This is a genomic window from Enterobacter sp. N18-03635 (genome assembly GCF_004006055.1).
Lineage (GTDB): Bacteria > Pseudomonadota > Gammaproteobacteria > Enterobacterales > Enterobacteriaceae > Enterobacter > Enterobacter vonholyi.
The window spans coordinates 2,079,460-2,094,217 of the sequence record NZ_CP034769.1; the positions used below are offsets into that span (position 1 = coordinate 2,079,460).

Sequence of the window (14,758 nt, forward strand, 5' to 3'; positions counted from 1 at the left end):
GTACCCTACAATGACAAATACAACAAAGCTTGATCCGATTGAAACGGCCTCCCTTGACGAGTTACAGGCGCTGCAGACAGAGCGTCTGAAATGGACGCTGCATCACGCCTACAGCAACGTGCCGATGTACAAACGCAAGTTTGACGCCGCGGGCGTTCACCCTGACGATTTCAAAGAGCTGGCGGATATCCGCAAATTCCCGTGCACCACCAAGCAGGACCTGCGGGATAACTATCCGTTCGATACCTTTGCCGTGCCGATGGAGCAGGTGGTGCGCATTCACGCGTCTTCCGGCACCACCGGCAAACCGACCGTTGTCGGCTATACGCAGGGCGACATCGATAACTGGGCCAATCTGGTGGCCCGCTCCCTGCGCGCGGCGGGCGGCAGCGCGAAGGACAAAATTCACGTGGCGTATGGCTACGGCCTGTTTACCGGCGGGCTGGGGGCGCACTACGGGGCCGAGCGTTTAGGCGCGACGGTGATCCCGATGTCCGGCGGCCAGACGGAGAAACAGGCGCAGCTGATCCGTGATTTCCAGCCGGACATGATCATGGTGACGCCATCCTACTGCCTCAACCTGATTGAAGAGCTGGAACGCCAGATGGGCGGCGATGCCAGCACCTGTTCCCTGCGCGTGGGCGTCTTCGGCGCCGAGCCGTGGACGCAGGCCATGCGCCGGGAAATTGAAAAACGCTTAGGCATTACGGCGCTGGACATCTATGGCCTCTCCGAAGTGATGGGGCCGGGCGTGGCGATGGAGTGTATCGAAACCGTCGACGGCCCGACCATCTGGGAAGATCATTTCTACCCTGAGATCGTCAACCCGAACGACGGCACGCCGCTGGATGACGGCCAGCAGGGCGAGCTGCTGTTCACCACGCTGACCAAAGAGGCGCTGCCGGTGATCCGCTACCGCACCCGCGACCTGACGCGCCTGCTCCCGGCCACCGCGCGCAGCATGCGCCGTATGGACCGGATCAGCGGCCGCAGCGACGATATGCTGATCATCCGCGGCGTCAACGTCTTCCCGTCGCAGCTGGAAGAGGAGATCGTGAAGTTCGAACATCTTTCGCCGCACTACCAGCTGGAGGTGAACCGTCGCGGACATCTTGATTCACTTTCCGTGAAGGTGGAGCTAAAAGAGAGCAGTCTGACGCTGACCCACGAGCAGCGTTGCCAGGTGTGCCACCAGCTGCGCCACCGCATTAAGTCGATGGTGGGGATTTCCACCGACGTGACGATCGTGAACTGCGGCAGCATCCCGCGCTCGGAGGGAAAAGCCTGCCGGGTGTTTGACCTGCGTAAAGCGGCGGCCAACGGCTAAGTTTCCTCTCACCCCGGCCCTCTTCCAAAGGGAGGGGGTTAGGGTGAGGGGCTATCCCAGAATCCTATGCTATGATTCATCCAGGACAAAAATAACAACAGAATGAATCACATGAATAAACTCGACGCCTTTATCCAGCACGCGGTCAGCTCCGTTCCCGTCAGCGGGACCTCGCTTATCTCCTCGCTATACGGTGACGCGCTTTCCCATCGCGGCGGTGAGATTTGGCTCGGCAGCCTGGCTGCCTTACTGGAAGGCATGGGGTTTGGCGAACGGTTCGTGCGTACCGCGCTGTTTCGCCTCAACAAAGAGGGCTGGCTGGACGTCTCGCGCATCGGGCGTCGTAGCTTTTACCGCCTGAGCGATAAGGGGCTGCGCCTGACGCGTCGCGCGGAGAATAAGATCTACCGCGCGGAACTGCCCGCCTGGGACGGAAAATGGCTATTGCTGCTCTCAGAAGGGCTGGACAAAACCACCCTTGCCGACGTCAAAAAGCAGCTGATCTGGCAGGGGTTTGGCACGCTGGCGCCAAGCCTGATGGCCTCGCCGTCGCAGCATCTTGCGGACGTGCAGTCCCTGCTTCACGATGCTGGGGTGGCGGAAAACGTGATTTTCTTTGAAGCCCACTCGCCGCTGGCGCTCTCCCGCGCCGCGCTGCGTTCACGCGTGGAAGAGTGCTGGCAGTTAACCGAGCAAAACGCGATGTACGAGTCCTTTATCAGTTCGTTCCGGCCGCTGCTGCCGCTGCTGAAAGAGGCCGCGCCCGAGGAGCTGACGCCGGAACGCTGCTTCCAGATCCAGCTGCTGCTGATTCACTTTTATCGTCGCGTGGTGCTGAAGGATCCGCTGCTGCCGGAAGAGTTACTGCCCGCGCACTGGGCGGGGCAAAGCGCCCGACAGCTCTGCATAAATATCTATCAGCGTGTCGCGCCGGGAGCGCTGGAGTTTGTCAGCGAGAAGGGCGAAACCTCCGTCGGCGAACTGCCCGTGCCCGGCACGCTCTACTATCAGCGCTTTGGTGGTCTCACAAGCGCATAAGGAGGGAAGATGCCTGTTTATCAAATTGATGGCCTGACGCCGGTCGTGCCTGACGAGAGCTACGTTCACCCAACGGCGGTGCTGATTGGCGACGTGATTCTGGGCAAAGGCGTTTATGTTGGTCCTAACGCCAGCCTGCGCGGTGATTTTGGCCGTATCGTGGTGAAAGACGGGGCGAACATTCAGGATAATTGCGTGATGCACGGCTTCCCGGAGCAGGACACGGTGGTGGAAGAGGACGGACATATTGGCCACAGCGCCATTCTTCACGGCTGCGTGATCCGCCGCAATGCGCTGGTGGGCATGAACGCGGTGGTGATGGACGGGGCGGTCATTGGTGAAAACAGCATCGTCGGCGCGGCTGCGTTCGTGAAGGCGAAAGCGGAGATGCCCGCCAACCATTTGATTATCGGCAGCCCGGCCAAAGCGATTCGCGAGCTGAGCGAGCAGGAGCTCGCCTGGAAGCAGCAGGGCACGCGGGAATACCAGGTGCTGGTGGAGCGCTGCAAGCTGACGATGCATCAGGTTGAACCGCTGCGCGAGGTTGAGCCTGAACGGAAGCGGCTGACGTTTGATGAGAATTTAAGGCCGAAGTCGGCGGTGTAGGACGGGAAGTCTGCGCCAGGGCACTAACGGGAAGATGTGACCCCGCCTCATCATGCTATAAATCCTCCGACACAGACTCATCACGATAAAGGACGCAGAGTTATGCTGAGAGGAAAACGCGCTGTTATCACGGGCGGCGGCGGGGGATTTGGTCAGGCGCTTTGCGTCTGGCTGGCGCGAGAGGGCGTTGACGTTGATTTTAGCGCCCGTCGCGAGGAGGATATAGAAAAAACTTACGCCCTCATCGCGGCTGAAGGGGGGGTGGCAAGAGGGTATCTCTGTGATTTAGCCCAGCCGGAATCCGTTTCTCAGTTCTCTTCGCAAGTCTTACATTCAGACAGGCCAATCGATATTTTAATACTGAATGCTGCTCAGTGGCTGTCAGGAACAATAGACGAACAATCGAGCTCTGAAATCGTCAATACCGTTAGTTCAGGCCTGACAGGTTCAATCCTGCTCACCCAGATGCTGCTTTCAGGATTGCGACGCTCAGACGGCGCAGACATCATTGCGATTATATCCGCATGCGGTATTCCGAACTTTACAGATTCCATTGCCCATCCCGCTTTTTTTGCCAGTAAACACGGGCTCAGCGGCTTTACAACAAAACTGTCAGCACACTTATCCAAAGAAAATATTCGGGTAACCGGGTTATATCCGCCTGATTTTGAACTGACCGGTTTAGATGCGCCTGTCGAACGTCAAACAAGAATGGGGGAGCGTCTGGTGAATGGACGGTCCATCTGGGAAACGATGCGTTTTGTGCTGACTCAGCCTCGAAGTTGCCATATTAGTACCATCTACTTTCAGGGGCCGACTCGTGAAGATCTGGCGCATCATGCCTTAATCTGACGGCGGGCACTCACCGTAATTGCTGATAAACGCGTTCAGGCATCCCATTATTCGCAAAACGGTTGCCAGAGATAATAAGGCTGTCTTTTTTCGCCATATCCATCAACAGCGCGATGCCAATGTAATTACTCCAGTTAAAGGTATTTTGCAGCACCACCACCGCATTGCCTTTTTCTTTGTCATAACCGATAAAGCTGGAGTAGCCGCCGATATAGCCGACCTGATAGGTGATTTTTTCCAGACCGATAAAGTCGGTGGTCCAGGCAATACCCTGTACCCCGTCGGGACGTTGAATATCGGTATTTCTGACTTCGGCAAAGACGCTGTCCAGCAAGGGATTGTGGGTCGTCGATACGTGATAGCGCGCATAGGCCGCCAGATCTTCGGCGTTGCTGTATAAGCTCGCTGCCGCCACCATGTTGTTGGAAAAATGCCAGTCCGGCGTGAGCTGTCCGCGCGGGATGAATTTCGGCTGATCGCCCGCGTGGCCGAGGGCGCGCTGCGGGTATCCTTTTAGCTGCTGTGGCGTAAAGCTGCTGTTAGCCATTTGCAGCGGATGGAAAATATAGCGCGAGGCTAAACTCTGGATATCTTCGCCTGTTTTGTGTTTCAGGATATAGCCGATCAGCGCGTAGCCGGTATTGGAGTATTGCGGCACTTTATTCTTTGGCGCTTGCCAGTCGGCGAGGTAACGCAACACGTTATCGCTGTCCAGCTCGCCGTAGAAATTATCGCCCGTGCTTAAATAGCTGATGAATTTTCCAAGCATCGGAACATCCATATTCTGACGCGGCAGGCCGGAGGTGTGGGTTACCAGTTCAAGCAGGGTGATTTTTTGTGCATCCGCGCTAAGCGGGGTACCTGGCGGTAACAATGTTGCCAGGCTATCGTTCCAGTTCAGTTGCCCTTCATTGACCAGACAAGCCACCACTTCCGCCGTGATCCCTTTGCTGAGCGAGCCGAGTGCAAACAGGGTGTCGGGCCTGACCGGATAACGATTGACCGCATCGGTTACGCCCCAGGTGTAAAACTGCGGTGAGCCGTGATTATGAATGACCGCGACCGTCATTCCCGGAACGGATTTTTGCGCCATGTAGTGACGCACCACGCTGTCAACGTCGCCATCCAGCGAATCATGGGTGAGAAGTTCCTGAGTACCTTCCGGGGAGGACATTTGTGAAAGCGTGCCACAACCGCTGAGGAGTGGGAGAGTAAGCAGAAGCCAGCGAAATTTTTTTGTTATGTTCTGCATACCTGATAGCGAGTGTGGTGGTCATGGCGCGCCAGGAATGTATCACAAATAGCCTGCTTGAATGTAAACTTTCTACACGGTGACGGCCCTGCGGGTGGTCACCATGACTTTTCGGCCAGCTTTGAGGGATTTTAGTATGACTCGCTTTTATCAACTTACCGCCACCCGTCTGGATGGACAGCTTACCTCTATGGCCGACTATGCCGGAAAGGTGGTTTTGGTCGTGAATACCGCCAGCCAGTGTGGCTTCACGCCGCAATATGCTGGTCTTGAAGCGCTGTACAAGAAGTACGCCGATCGGGGGTTAGTGGTGCTGGGCTTCCCCTGCAACCAGTTCGGTAAACAGGAACCCGGCGGCGCCGACGAAATCTCGAAAACCTGTTACATCAACTACGGCGTGAGTTTCCCGATGTTCGAGAAGGTTGAGGTTAACGGTAGCGCAGCGCATCCGCTGTTTCGTTATCTGAAAAACGAATTACCCGGCGTGCTGGGTGAGCGAATTAAGTGGAACTTTACTAAGTTTCTTATCGGACGCGACGGTAAACCACTGAAGCGCTTTGCTCCGATGACTACCCCAGAGAAAATGGAGGGGGAGATTGTTGAGGCTTTGCGGAGGTAGGTGCTGTGGTGACTGGAGCATTCCACAAATCTAGTGCTAACGAAAATGAATTATATGGAAGCTGGCAACGGACGCCCCTCGATTGTGGTAGATCTTACTGCCTTTCCTTATGACTGCTTTGTGGCAGAAGCGGAAGTTGAGAGATTTTGGCAAGAACTCGTATCGTGGCAACATTTTGGCAACCGGTTCCCCAAGGTAGAAACCGATTTAGTTAACTATGGCACGTGTGTTAATCAACGGGGAGGAGGTCAGAATAAACAATAAATCCAGCTATATGGTTGTTAAATACTATCTTTCTGATCTTGACGATAATAAAAAGAAGCTCAGTTTTATTAGTATTATTTGAAATTCAACGCAGAAACTATCGTTGTGTTTAGGCTTGAGACCACTCCGCGCTCATAGCAGACCTGATGATTTCCTACCGACTAATGTGTACCAGATAAGGAACATTTCTCATCAAAAAATTATTGGATCATTATTTTACCGGGAACGATTTTATCTAAAAAATTGAGCCGCAGGCAACGATATATTGAATTAACCTGTGGCTCTTTAGAATTAGAGGTACATGCTCATCGGGATGCCCAGTCCTACCTCAAGAGCTGCTTTACCCATCCATGTATCATGAACAACAAATCCATATTTTTCAAAATGCTTTTTGAGTGGTATGTCAGCAGCGGTAAGATATATTTCCTGAATACCTTCTTGCTTACAATACTGTATGGCATTCTCCAGAAGCTCGGCGAAAAGCCCGAGGCCATGATACTCCTGGAAGTCATATTTTTGAGGGATTACAGGTTCATACGGATTGACTAGCAGTACATCGACGATCATTAAAATATTGGGGTAGGTGTGTGCTAATATGAGCTCTACCGTCTCTTTCTCATATAAGTCTGGATCCTGAACTTCTCCATGCACGTATAAAATGTCTTTAATGACATTTTCTTTTATATGCCTTGATACTTTTTTATACAATAACGGGTTGCTAGTTTGACATTCCTTTCCAAATATAAATTTATCTTGGTTAGGATTTGCATTGCAGAAACGGTCCCACGCTGCAATACCTATCTGAAAAAGATCATTTGGCTTATTTCTCGCCAGGTATTCTAGTCGATCAATTCCATACTCTGTGAATTTTACTGGGTTAGTGAATCTTTTGGTTATTGATTCAGAAGGAAGTATTGTGTTTAATTTTTTCTGGCTTTCCATATGTATACCTGTTAATTACCTCATAAAAATAAGTTAATCCTGCACCAAGAAAGGTAACATCGCCATAGTTTATTATCTGATCTATGACGCATATCAAGTATGATCGTATCGGAAGAAGGGTTAGCGAAAGATTATGCCAGTAGATTTGCTACAGATTTTAATAGCAGTTCTGGTGATGCTATGGTCTAGCATCAGGAAAATGATGAACCATGTGTTATGCGGATACGATACTTGATCATAACTACAGCTCCTCGCTCAAAGCAGACATTATCCTCATCCAAGCCTGCATCGCGCCAGGATAAAACCCATTACCCCCGCAGCCACGGCGTAATCGTCAGCCCGGTAAGCAAACCTTCCGGGCTGAGCAGGTGAGTGACGGTTTGCCCCCACGGCTCTATACGGTTAGCCACCAGCAACCGATAGCCTTTTTCGCTCAGAACGCGGGTAGCCGAGTCCAGATCCTGTACTTCGTACTCAATCCATCCCTGCGGTATTGGGTGCTCCGTGGGCCACTGTTCTTCTCCAAAACAGGACGCAGCCGCCTGTGCGAGCGGCCAGACGGCAAAATGCTTCACGCCTTCCAGCTGGCCCTCTTCAGTGAGCAGATATTCGCTGTTCCCCTCCATCGGCCTCAGCGGAAGGCCGAGTGTCTGGACATAAAACGCGGCGCTGGACTCCGTATCCCACGATATGGGCCCGAACCCGGCGACGAACAAGACATTAATACCCGGTAACGTCTGCAACATATCCACTCCTGAATGAGGTGAAATTCACCCTGAAATTATCTCACGATCGGCTGAAGTACGACTCTAAATTCTGGTATCGCATTCACCGTGCCTGAACGTCCACGACGGGTTTAAAATTCAGCGCGATGACGATCAGCAGCACGACTCCCGCACTCATGATCAACCATGCGCTGGTCAGCGAGACCGAACTGTCGCGAACGCTCCCCGCAATTAACGGCATAAGCGCGGCAATCATATATCCACCTCCCTGGACTTTAGACAGTAACTTCCCGGCCTGCGCGGGCGTTCGCGCATGATCGAACGTGACGATAAGCGACAGCGGGAAGAGGGCGCCGATCCCGGTGCCAAGCAGCAGCGTGGATAAGACGGGCGTTGTACCCGGCGAAAAGACCAGGCACAGGAGTCCCGCCAGCAGCAGCAACAATACGGCGATCAGCGGCACGCGGCGATCGGGGAATTTACCGATCAGCGCGGAGACGACAAACCCTGCAACAACCTCGGTTACTGTCAGCCAGGCCAACATGTAGCCGCTGCTGCGTGCGGACCATCCCGCCTGAATATAGAGCGGGGGCAGCCAGGCCAGTACCAGCGTGTAGGCTCCCGTTCCTACGCCGAAAAAGAGCAACAGTAGTGCCGTACGGGAGGACGAGAGCGTAACGGTTTCGCGTGCTGGTTTTTCCCCCTGAGGATGCTTAACCAGAGTTAACCACATTATCAACGCCAGCAGCGCTAACAGCCCTGCCATAGCCAGTGCGGGCTTGAGCGTGAGCCATGAAAACAGCGGCTCGGCGCTGGCGGCGGCGACTGCAGCTCCGGCCATAATGCCCGTGCTGAATAGCGACATAATCGTGCTGGCAGTTTGCGTATACTCCTTTTTTATCAGGGCGGGCATTAACGCCTGGATAGTGCCTATGCTGGCCCCGCCGAGTAACGCGGTGCACATAAGACTCTCCGGTGAGGCGCTAAAACCGCGTAATAAGCAGGCTACCAGCAGGATGAACAGCCCGAACATAATTCCCCGTACGGCGCCGACTGTGGCCAAAAGCCAGGGACCACACAGGGCGGCGAGTCCCATCATCGCCACCGGAAGGGTAGTCAGGAGGCTAAATTGCGTCGCGGTCAGTCCCGGTTCGCGCTGCAGCACGGAGAAAAGTGGTCCGACCGAGGCCAGAATGGGGCGCAGGTTCAGCCCGACGATAAAAGCGATAACGGCGAAGAGTAACGGCGATGTGCGTTTCAACATGGCATCCTTTTCGGTTGTGAATGGCCCGGGCAAATCGCCGCGAGCATTTATCTTAACGTTAAGATAAAATGTGTTTTTGCGTAAGATGTACCGCACAACAGGATAAATACCCACCCCATTAGAGGTGAAAATGAAAGACCATGTAGATTTCGTCGTCGGCCAGTGGGGCCGCGCCATGCCGGAGCTGGACGCCTCGTCGATGAAAATTTTTGGCCGAATGCTCCGGCTGATGAAGCATCTTGGAAAAGAATGGGCGGAGGCGATGGCGCAGTTTGGCTTTCGCGAGGGCGAGTTTGACGTCCTCGCCACGCTGCGTCGCGCCGGGGAGCCGTACTGCCTTTCGCCCACGCAGCTGTATACATCGCTGTTGATCACCTCCGGGGCGATGACGAACCGGCTCAACCGTCTTGAACAACAAGGGCTTATCAGGCGGATTGCCGATCCCGATGACAAGCGCAGCTCGCTCGTCAGCCTGACGCCGCGCGGGCAGGCTCTTATCGAACAGGCGCTGGTCGTGCACACGGAAACGCAGAATGCGCTACTGAGCAGCTTGTCGGACGCGCAGCGCGCGCAGCTAGAGTCCCTGCTGAGGGAATTGCTGCTGACGTTCCCGTCTGAGGAATTGGGCGACAAGTCACTGAGTGCCGATAATACAAAAACTGCATGATTACACCTTACAGAAAGGGAACGTATGTCTTTACCGCCACTGTATGCGCTGCGCGCGTTTGAAGTTGCCGCACGGCTGAACTCCTTCAGCAAAGCGGCTGAAGTCCTGAATATCACGCCGGGTGCGGTCAGCAGGCATGTCCAGACGCTTGAAATGTGGTTCGACTGCGAGCTGTTTAAACGACAGGGACCGAGAGTGGAGGTCAGCGACGCCGGGCGTATTCTGGCCGGTCAGCTTAGCGAAAGTTTCTCGAATATTGAGTGGGCCTGTCGCGCATTTAAAAGTGAAAACCACCTTCTGCGACTCAAAGCACCAAGCTCCCTGACGATGCGATGGCTTCTGAATGTGCTTAAATCCTTTCGCGAGAACCATGCGAAGCCGAAAATCGAAATTGCCAGCGTCTGGATGGACTTCGACACGGTTGACTTCAGCCGGGAACCTTACGATTGTGCGATCCTCCTCGGTAACGGCTATTTCGGCGAGTCAACAGAAAGCAGGCTGCTCTTCAGTGAATGGCTTATTCCGGTTTGTACCCCGTCTTTGCTGGAGTCTGCCCGGCATCAGCTTGCACAGTGCGAGCTTATCCACCCCTCACCGGACCGACGAGACTGGCGACGCTGGCTTAAAAGGACGGGCTTATTCCCCGGACTCGACATGAGTGGCGGGATCGTGTTCGACACCCTGGAGCAGGGAAGCCTTGCGGCCATGCACGGACATGGTGTTGCTATAGCCGATCTTCGACTCACGCTTGAAGCCCTGAAAAGCGGGCTGCTCGCATTGCCCTTCAGGGAAGCCATCGCAACCGGTGACGGCTACTATCTTGTCTGGCCCAAAAATTCGCTCAGAGGAGAGAGCATTGAACGGTTGCTGGCCTGGCTTAACCTTAATGCGCCTGTGGTGCCTTCTTTGGATATCGTCTGTCTTGATTTCAATGAAAAGCGGGTTTAATAAATAGCGGAATATGAATTGCGAGATATTCCGCATATTGAACGTATTTATGCGTAGGGGATATTTGCCATCTTTTTATATCTATCCGGCAGGGCGCTGTTCAGGTTGAGTAATTTATCCAGTATATAAAGCGCAGGCGTTCCCTTTGCGCGTTCAGCTTCGATCAGCGCAGAGCGTAACAGATTGGCAGCCGATGTCATTTCACGGAAGTACTCCTCAGATTCAGCCGTCTGAACTTCGCCTGACGCGGCGTAATGCACCCTTGGCCAGTCCGCAAAGTCAAGCAGCGGAAGGAGACCATCTTCTTTGGGCAAATGCGCTGAGAGCAACTCTTCAGCGTTACCCGGATTGCTTTGGGCGAAAGACAGAAGATGCAGTCGATGAATAAAGGGCGAAAGCATCTCAGCGCTATCGTTTTCTGACGAAAGTAACGTTATTAACGCATGAATATTTTCACCTGCGATGTTTTTTTCAGGTGAGATCATTTTCATTAGATGAAATAAAACATCGAGTGTCATACGTACTCCATATGCATGCAGGTGTATTTATTATTTGAGTTTCGCTCTCTGTTCCAGGTCAGGAAGAGACCGGGAATGAAGGGATGGTATTTCAATGAGATTACGTTTGAAAAACGAGAAATAGTGGGAATCAATGTGAGTTTTACTCAACATAGGTTTTATTATTCAATGAGATTCTCCAGATGTGATGATTAACTTACAATGATCAGCAGAATATCTGTCCGACAACCTTCTACAGAGGCGAGCAGACATGAGATTAGAGAGTGCGTCAGTTTTAGAAGAACTCCGGACCAGGCTAAGACCCGCATCAGTCGCGCAGGTCGGTGGGTTCCGGCCGCCTGAAGATCCCATTACGTCATGGTTTCTGAAGGGCGTTTCTCGTGCAGATGAAGGATTACCCACCTGGAAGGGCAAACCCATGTTTCCACTTCTTCAGATCAGGGTCGACGAGCTTCCTGTTATTCCTGACCAGTTGAAGGGCATAGCCCTTCTGGTGTTGTTTCACAATGTGGAACAACATCCCTTTGACGAACCGCACGGTGAAGGATGGTTAATTCGCGAGTATGCCAGCCTTGATGGGCTTCAGCCATTGCCTGAATTGGACACGCCGTATCGGCCGTTTCCAGTTCAATGGCTGAGTGTCATTGACGATGCTCCTGGATGGGAAGATGCCTGGGATATTATTGATCTCTCTTGCGTAAATGATGATGAGCAGGCCAGTGATAGTTTTTTTGAAGATTTCAATCGCTACAGGGGAACCAAGGTAGGGGGATTTCCGACTGAGATACAACACGGTGTGGGAATCGAAGAGTTTGTTTTTCAGGTTGGGTCAGAAGAAAAAGTAAACTGGATGTGGGCGGATAACGGTATCGGTTACTTTCACCGGTCATCAGAAGGGGAATGGCGGTTTTCATGTCAGTTCTACTGATGAGCTTCCTGCCGGGGGATTGACCACTCGCCCGGCAGTGATTTGTTTCACAAATCCCATCGCTCCTCGACCGTTCAGGATGGTATAACGTCCTGCGGCAACCGGGTTGCCGCAGACAGCCCACATACCTAAAGGTGTATATGAAACAAATTACTTTCAGTGACCTGCAGCAGCAAAGCGAGCAGGCGGCTAATTCCCCTCGCTTACGCGCCCATCGCAATTTACACCCTGAGCTGAGCGACCCGGTGCAGCGCCTGGCCATTGCAATGGAGCCCGGCACCTATGTTCGTCCCCATCGCCATCCGCACACCTTTGAATTGCTGACGGCGCTGAGCGGTCGCTTTCTGGTGCTGAATTTTGACGACAGCGGCAACGTGACCCGGCGTGTGGTGTTAGGCGAAGAGTGTAAAGTCCTGGAGATGGATGCCGGAATCTGGCATGCCGTGCTGTCGCTGGATAAAGGCGGCGTCATTTTTGAGGTTAAGCACGGGGGGTATCAGCCCGTGCCCGAGCAGGATACCGCCCCATGGTCACCGGCAGAAAACGAGCCCGGCACCGGGAAGCTGATGAAATGGTACGCTCAGGCACAGGTGGGTGACGGTGGGTTTACCCTGTAATTATTCTCTAATGTGCCCGGCGCGCGGAAAGGCGAGCCGGGTAAAGAGATAAGCGATCACCTGAGTCAACTCACCGTACTAAAAAGCCAGTCACGAGCAGTCGACAGCGTCACGAACGGACCGGCCAGCGTGCTGTTGTGATGGGCAATAATATCGCTGGCGGATAAATGGGCATTATCCATTGTGGTATGCGCATCAGAAATTAATACCGTCCTGAAGCCCAGCTCCGGTGCGGCCCGGCAGGTCGTATCGACACAAAACTCTGTTTTCATCCCGGCAATGACCAGCTGTTTGATGCCTCTCTGATTAAGTTCTCGCAGCAATACCGTATCCCGAAAACAGCTGGGATAGCGCTTGGTGAAAACCATATCCTGCTCCTGGACGTCCAGCTCGGGTATGAGCTGTGTTAACGGCCCATTCTCTGAGAGCGGTGAATCATCTGGTCCAATATGGCGGGCAAAAAAGACGGGCGCCTGAGCGTGTCGCGCGTTGGTGATTAACAGACGGATATTGGCCAGAACGGCATCGGCGGAACTGGGGGAAACCGGGCCCCGAAAGAGGCCCCGCTGCATGTCGATAATCAAGAGAGCATTGTCAGATGAAACCATTTTCTTTCTCCATTCAAAGGGTGGTGAACGGAGAGAGATTTCCCCGTCCTGGCCGGCGGGGAGTGAGGTTCTGTTTGTCAGTCGTTTGCTACAGATACGCTCGCACCGCCGAAGGTTCCGGTGGTGGTGAGGGTGGTTGTTGGCTGAACTGACTGATACATGCAATGACCTTTGTTTATTTCGCTGTTAGCGTAACTATCGCGTACAGTTATAGCGCTGGTGAGAGATTCTCTTCAATACACCAACATCAGTAGGTGCAACGTTAGCGTTGCGCCTGGCTGATATTATTTAATACTGTCGAGCCCTTTCAGGAAATCCTCAACCTGTTCAGGCGTCGCCGTGTCTGCCTGGTAAAGGATATCGAGCTTGACGTTCTTCAACCCGCAGAAGCCAAATACGCCTTCGATAATCTGCTTCTGAATCGCCGTCGAATAGCCGTGTTTATCAAATCCGGTCAGATCGCTACCGCCAGTGGCAATCAGGCGGACGGGAACATCCCATAAGTTGCCCACAATCCGGCCGTCGTCGGCCACCTTATACGCCCAGTTCAGGGTTAACACGCGATCGAACCAGCCTTTCAACAGCGCGGGAACCGACCACCAGTACACCGGGAAGACGAATACCAGCATATCCGCGCGCTCGACGCGCTGTTGCTCGCGCAGAATATCGTCGGGGAGGGCGCTCGGATTGCCGTGATACAAATCGAGATCGGCGCGGGTCATCGCCGGATTAAACCCTTCAGCATGCAGATCGGCGAACTCAACCTGCGTACCTTCCTCGCGTAATTTCCCGGCAATACGGGCTGCCAGCGTATGGGATAACGAATTGTCGATCGGGTGTGCCGTCACGATCAGCGCGTTTTTAATGGCATGTGTTGCAGACATAGCGACCTCCAGATGGGGGAGAAGTAACGCCTATATTACTATTGGTAACTTATGTGTCAATCCGCCCCCGGCGATCATTTTGTGCTATTCGCGTAGGTCTCCAGCACCCCGGTCATGGCGCCGCTGAGCGTATCTTCCGCCACGTTCCGGGCGAGCACGCCGTTGCCCGCCGCGGTGCTGAGCGCCTCCGCCGCGCCAATAATAGCCGTCAGTACCGCTTCCCCCTGAACGCCTTTTAAGACGATAAAAGGGGAAAGCGCGGTGCGCAGGCAGTCGGCACATTCGGCCACGCATGCTTCCCGAAACGTCTGCAGCGCGCGAGAACCGGACAGCGCCGCGGCGATTGGCCCGGTTTCAGGCCCGGCGGCAATCGCACAGTCGATATAGGCCGCGCTGAAAAAGCGGATCGTCTTCTCCAGCGTTTTGCTGTCGACCGCCAGCGTCTCGCGGAATTTCGCGAGCTGCCGATCGCTATAATCCTTGTACAGCGCCATCAGCAACCCTTCACGATCGCCAAAGTGGTCGTAGGGGATAGGTTTGGTCACGTTGGCCCGCTCGGCCAGGTAGCCAAGCGTCAGCGCCTCCGTGCCTTGCTGACGCACGATCCCTCGCGCAACCTCCAGCAGCTGCACGCGGCGATCCTCTTTTCTTAAGCGCTTAACAACCATGTTTTCCTCAGAAGTGTTATCTACTCATGGT

17 protein-coding genes are annotated in these 14,758 nt (G+C 53.7%); 9 read left to right on the forward strand and 8 right to left on the reverse strand.

The features are described from left to right. Positions 1-10 precede the first annotated feature (10 nt). The 4 genes from paaK (at position 11) to ELK40_RS10695 (ending at position 3,823) form a co-directional block, all read left to right on the forward strand. Positions 11-1,327: a phenylacetate--CoA ligase PaaK gene (paaK, locus tag ELK40_RS10680; RefSeq protein ID WP_024908034.1), complete on the forward strand. Its 1,317-nt coding sequence runs from the start codon at positions 11-13 to the stop codon at positions 1,325-1,327. 102 nt (positions 1,328-1,429) lie between these two features. After that, on the forward strand, positions 1,430-2,365 hold the full coding sequence (paaX, locus tag ELK40_RS10685) for a phenylacetic acid degradation operon negative regulatory protein PaaX (RefSeq protein WP_127730685.1): 936 nt from the start codon (positions 1,430-1,432) through the stop codon (positions 2,363-2,365). Positions 2,366-2,374: 9 nt separating this feature from the next. After that, a complete protein-coding gene (gene paaY, locus ELK40_RS10690) occupies positions 2,375-2,971 on the forward strand; it encodes a phenylacetic acid degradation protein PaaY (protein ID WP_025757959.1) in 597 nt (198 codons plus the stop codon). A gap of 102 nt (positions 2,972-3,073) precedes the next feature. After that, positions 3,074-3,823 carry an SDR family oxidoreductase gene (locus ELK40_RS10695; protein ID WP_127730687.1) on the forward strand — a complete coding sequence of 250 codons (750 nt, stop codon included), beginning with the start codon at positions 3,074-3,076 and terminating at the stop codon, positions 3,821-3,823. Positions 3,824-3,833: 10 nt separating this feature from the next. On the opposite strand, the gene ELK40_RS10700 is transcribed toward ELK40_RS10695, so the two are convergent. After that, on the reverse strand, positions 3,834-5,075 hold the full coding sequence (locus ELK40_RS10700) for a serine hydrolase domain-containing protein (RefSeq protein WP_244599407.1): 1,242 nt from the start codon (positions 5,073-5,075) through the stop codon (positions 3,834-3,836). A 136-nt stretch (positions 5,076-5,211) separates the two neighbouring features. Here ELK40_RS10700 and ELK40_RS10705 point away from each other — a divergent pair, with 136 nt between their 5' ends. Further along, entirely contained in the window at positions 5,212-5,694 is a 483-nt protein-coding gene (locus ELK40_RS10705) for a glutathione peroxidase (protein WP_127730688.1), read from the forward strand. 555 nt (positions 5,695-6,249) lie between these two features. Here the strand turns inward: ELK40_RS10705 and ELK40_RS10710 are convergent. The 3 genes from ELK40_RS10710 to ELK40_RS10720 all read right to left on the reverse strand — a co-directional run bounded on the left by ELK40_RS10710 (position 6,250) and on the right by ELK40_RS10720 (position 8,889). Beyond that, a complete protein-coding gene (locus ELK40_RS10710) occupies positions 6,250-6,900 on the reverse strand; it encodes a GNAT family N-acetyltransferase (protein WP_127730690.1) in 651 nt (216 codons plus the stop codon). 308 nt (positions 6,901-7,208) lie between these two features. Continuing rightward, the gene (locus tag ELK40_RS10715; protein ID WP_127730692.1) at positions 7,209-7,646 is read right to left on the reverse strand and encodes a VOC family protein; all 438 of its coding nucleotides are present in this window, start codon (positions 7,644-7,646) and stop codon (positions 7,209-7,211) included. Between the two features lie 82 nt (positions 7,647-7,728). Continuing rightward, entirely contained in the window at positions 7,729-8,889 is a 1,161-nt protein-coding gene (locus ELK40_RS10720; RefSeq protein ID WP_127730694.1) for an MFS transporter, read from the reverse strand. Positions 8,890-9,019: 130 nt separating this feature from the next. On the opposite strand from ELK40_RS10720, the gene ELK40_RS10725 reads away from it, so the two are divergent. Together ELK40_RS10725 and ELK40_RS10730 are read left to right on the forward strand one after the other, a co-directional pair. Beyond that, positions 9,020-9,556 carry a MarR family transcriptional regulator gene (locus ELK40_RS10725; protein WP_127730696.1) on the forward strand — a complete coding sequence of 179 codons (537 nt, stop codon included), beginning with the start codon at positions 9,020-9,022 and terminating at the stop codon, positions 9,554-9,556. A gap of 24 nt (positions 9,557-9,580) precedes the next feature. Then, a complete protein-coding gene (locus ELK40_RS10730) occupies positions 9,581-10,504 on the forward strand; it encodes a LysR substrate-binding domain-containing protein (RefSeq protein WP_127730698.1) in 924 nt (307 codons plus the stop codon). A 47-nt stretch (positions 10,505-10,551) separates the two neighbouring features. On the opposite strand, the gene ELK40_RS10735 is transcribed toward ELK40_RS10730, so the two are convergent. Beyond that, the gene (locus ELK40_RS10735) at positions 10,552-11,022 is read right to left on the reverse strand and encodes a hypothetical protein (protein WP_127730700.1); all 471 of its coding nucleotides are present in this window, start codon (positions 11,020-11,022) and stop codon (positions 10,552-10,554) included. 250 nt (positions 11,023-11,272) lie between these two features. On the opposite strand from ELK40_RS10735, the gene ELK40_RS10740 reads away from it, so the two are divergent. Then, on the forward strand, positions 11,273-11,950 hold the full coding sequence (locus tag ELK40_RS10740; protein ID WP_127730702.1) for a DUF1963 domain-containing protein: 678 nt from the start codon (positions 11,273-11,275) through the stop codon (positions 11,948-11,950). Positions 11,951-12,090: 140 nt separating this feature from the next. Beyond that, complete coding sequence (locus tag ELK40_RS10745; RefSeq protein WP_127730704.1) at positions 12,091-12,567, forward strand: WbuC family cupin fold metalloprotein; 477 nt, start codon at positions 12,091-12,093, stop codon at positions 12,565-12,567. Between the two features lie 65 nt (positions 12,568-12,632). Here the strand turns inward: ELK40_RS10745 and ELK40_RS10750 are convergent, their stop codons facing one another. The 3 genes from ELK40_RS10750 to ELK40_RS10760 form a co-directional block, all read right to left on the reverse strand. Then, positions 12,633-13,175, reverse strand: a complete 543-nt coding sequence (locus ELK40_RS10750) for a cysteine hydrolase family protein (RefSeq protein WP_127730706.1) — start codon at positions 13,173-13,175, stop codon at positions 12,633-12,635. A gap of 284 nt (positions 13,176-13,459) precedes the next feature. Beyond that, a complete protein-coding gene (locus ELK40_RS10755) occupies positions 13,460-14,059 on the reverse strand; it encodes an NAD(P)H-dependent oxidoreductase (RefSeq protein ID WP_127730708.1) in 600 nt (199 codons plus the stop codon). A 74-nt stretch (positions 14,060-14,133) separates the two neighbouring features. Further along, positions 14,134-14,727, reverse strand: a complete 594-nt coding sequence (locus ELK40_RS10760; protein WP_111964699.1) for a TetR/AcrR family transcriptional regulator — start codon at positions 14,725-14,727, stop codon at positions 14,134-14,136. Between the last annotated feature and the right edge of the window lie 31 nt (positions 14,728-14,758).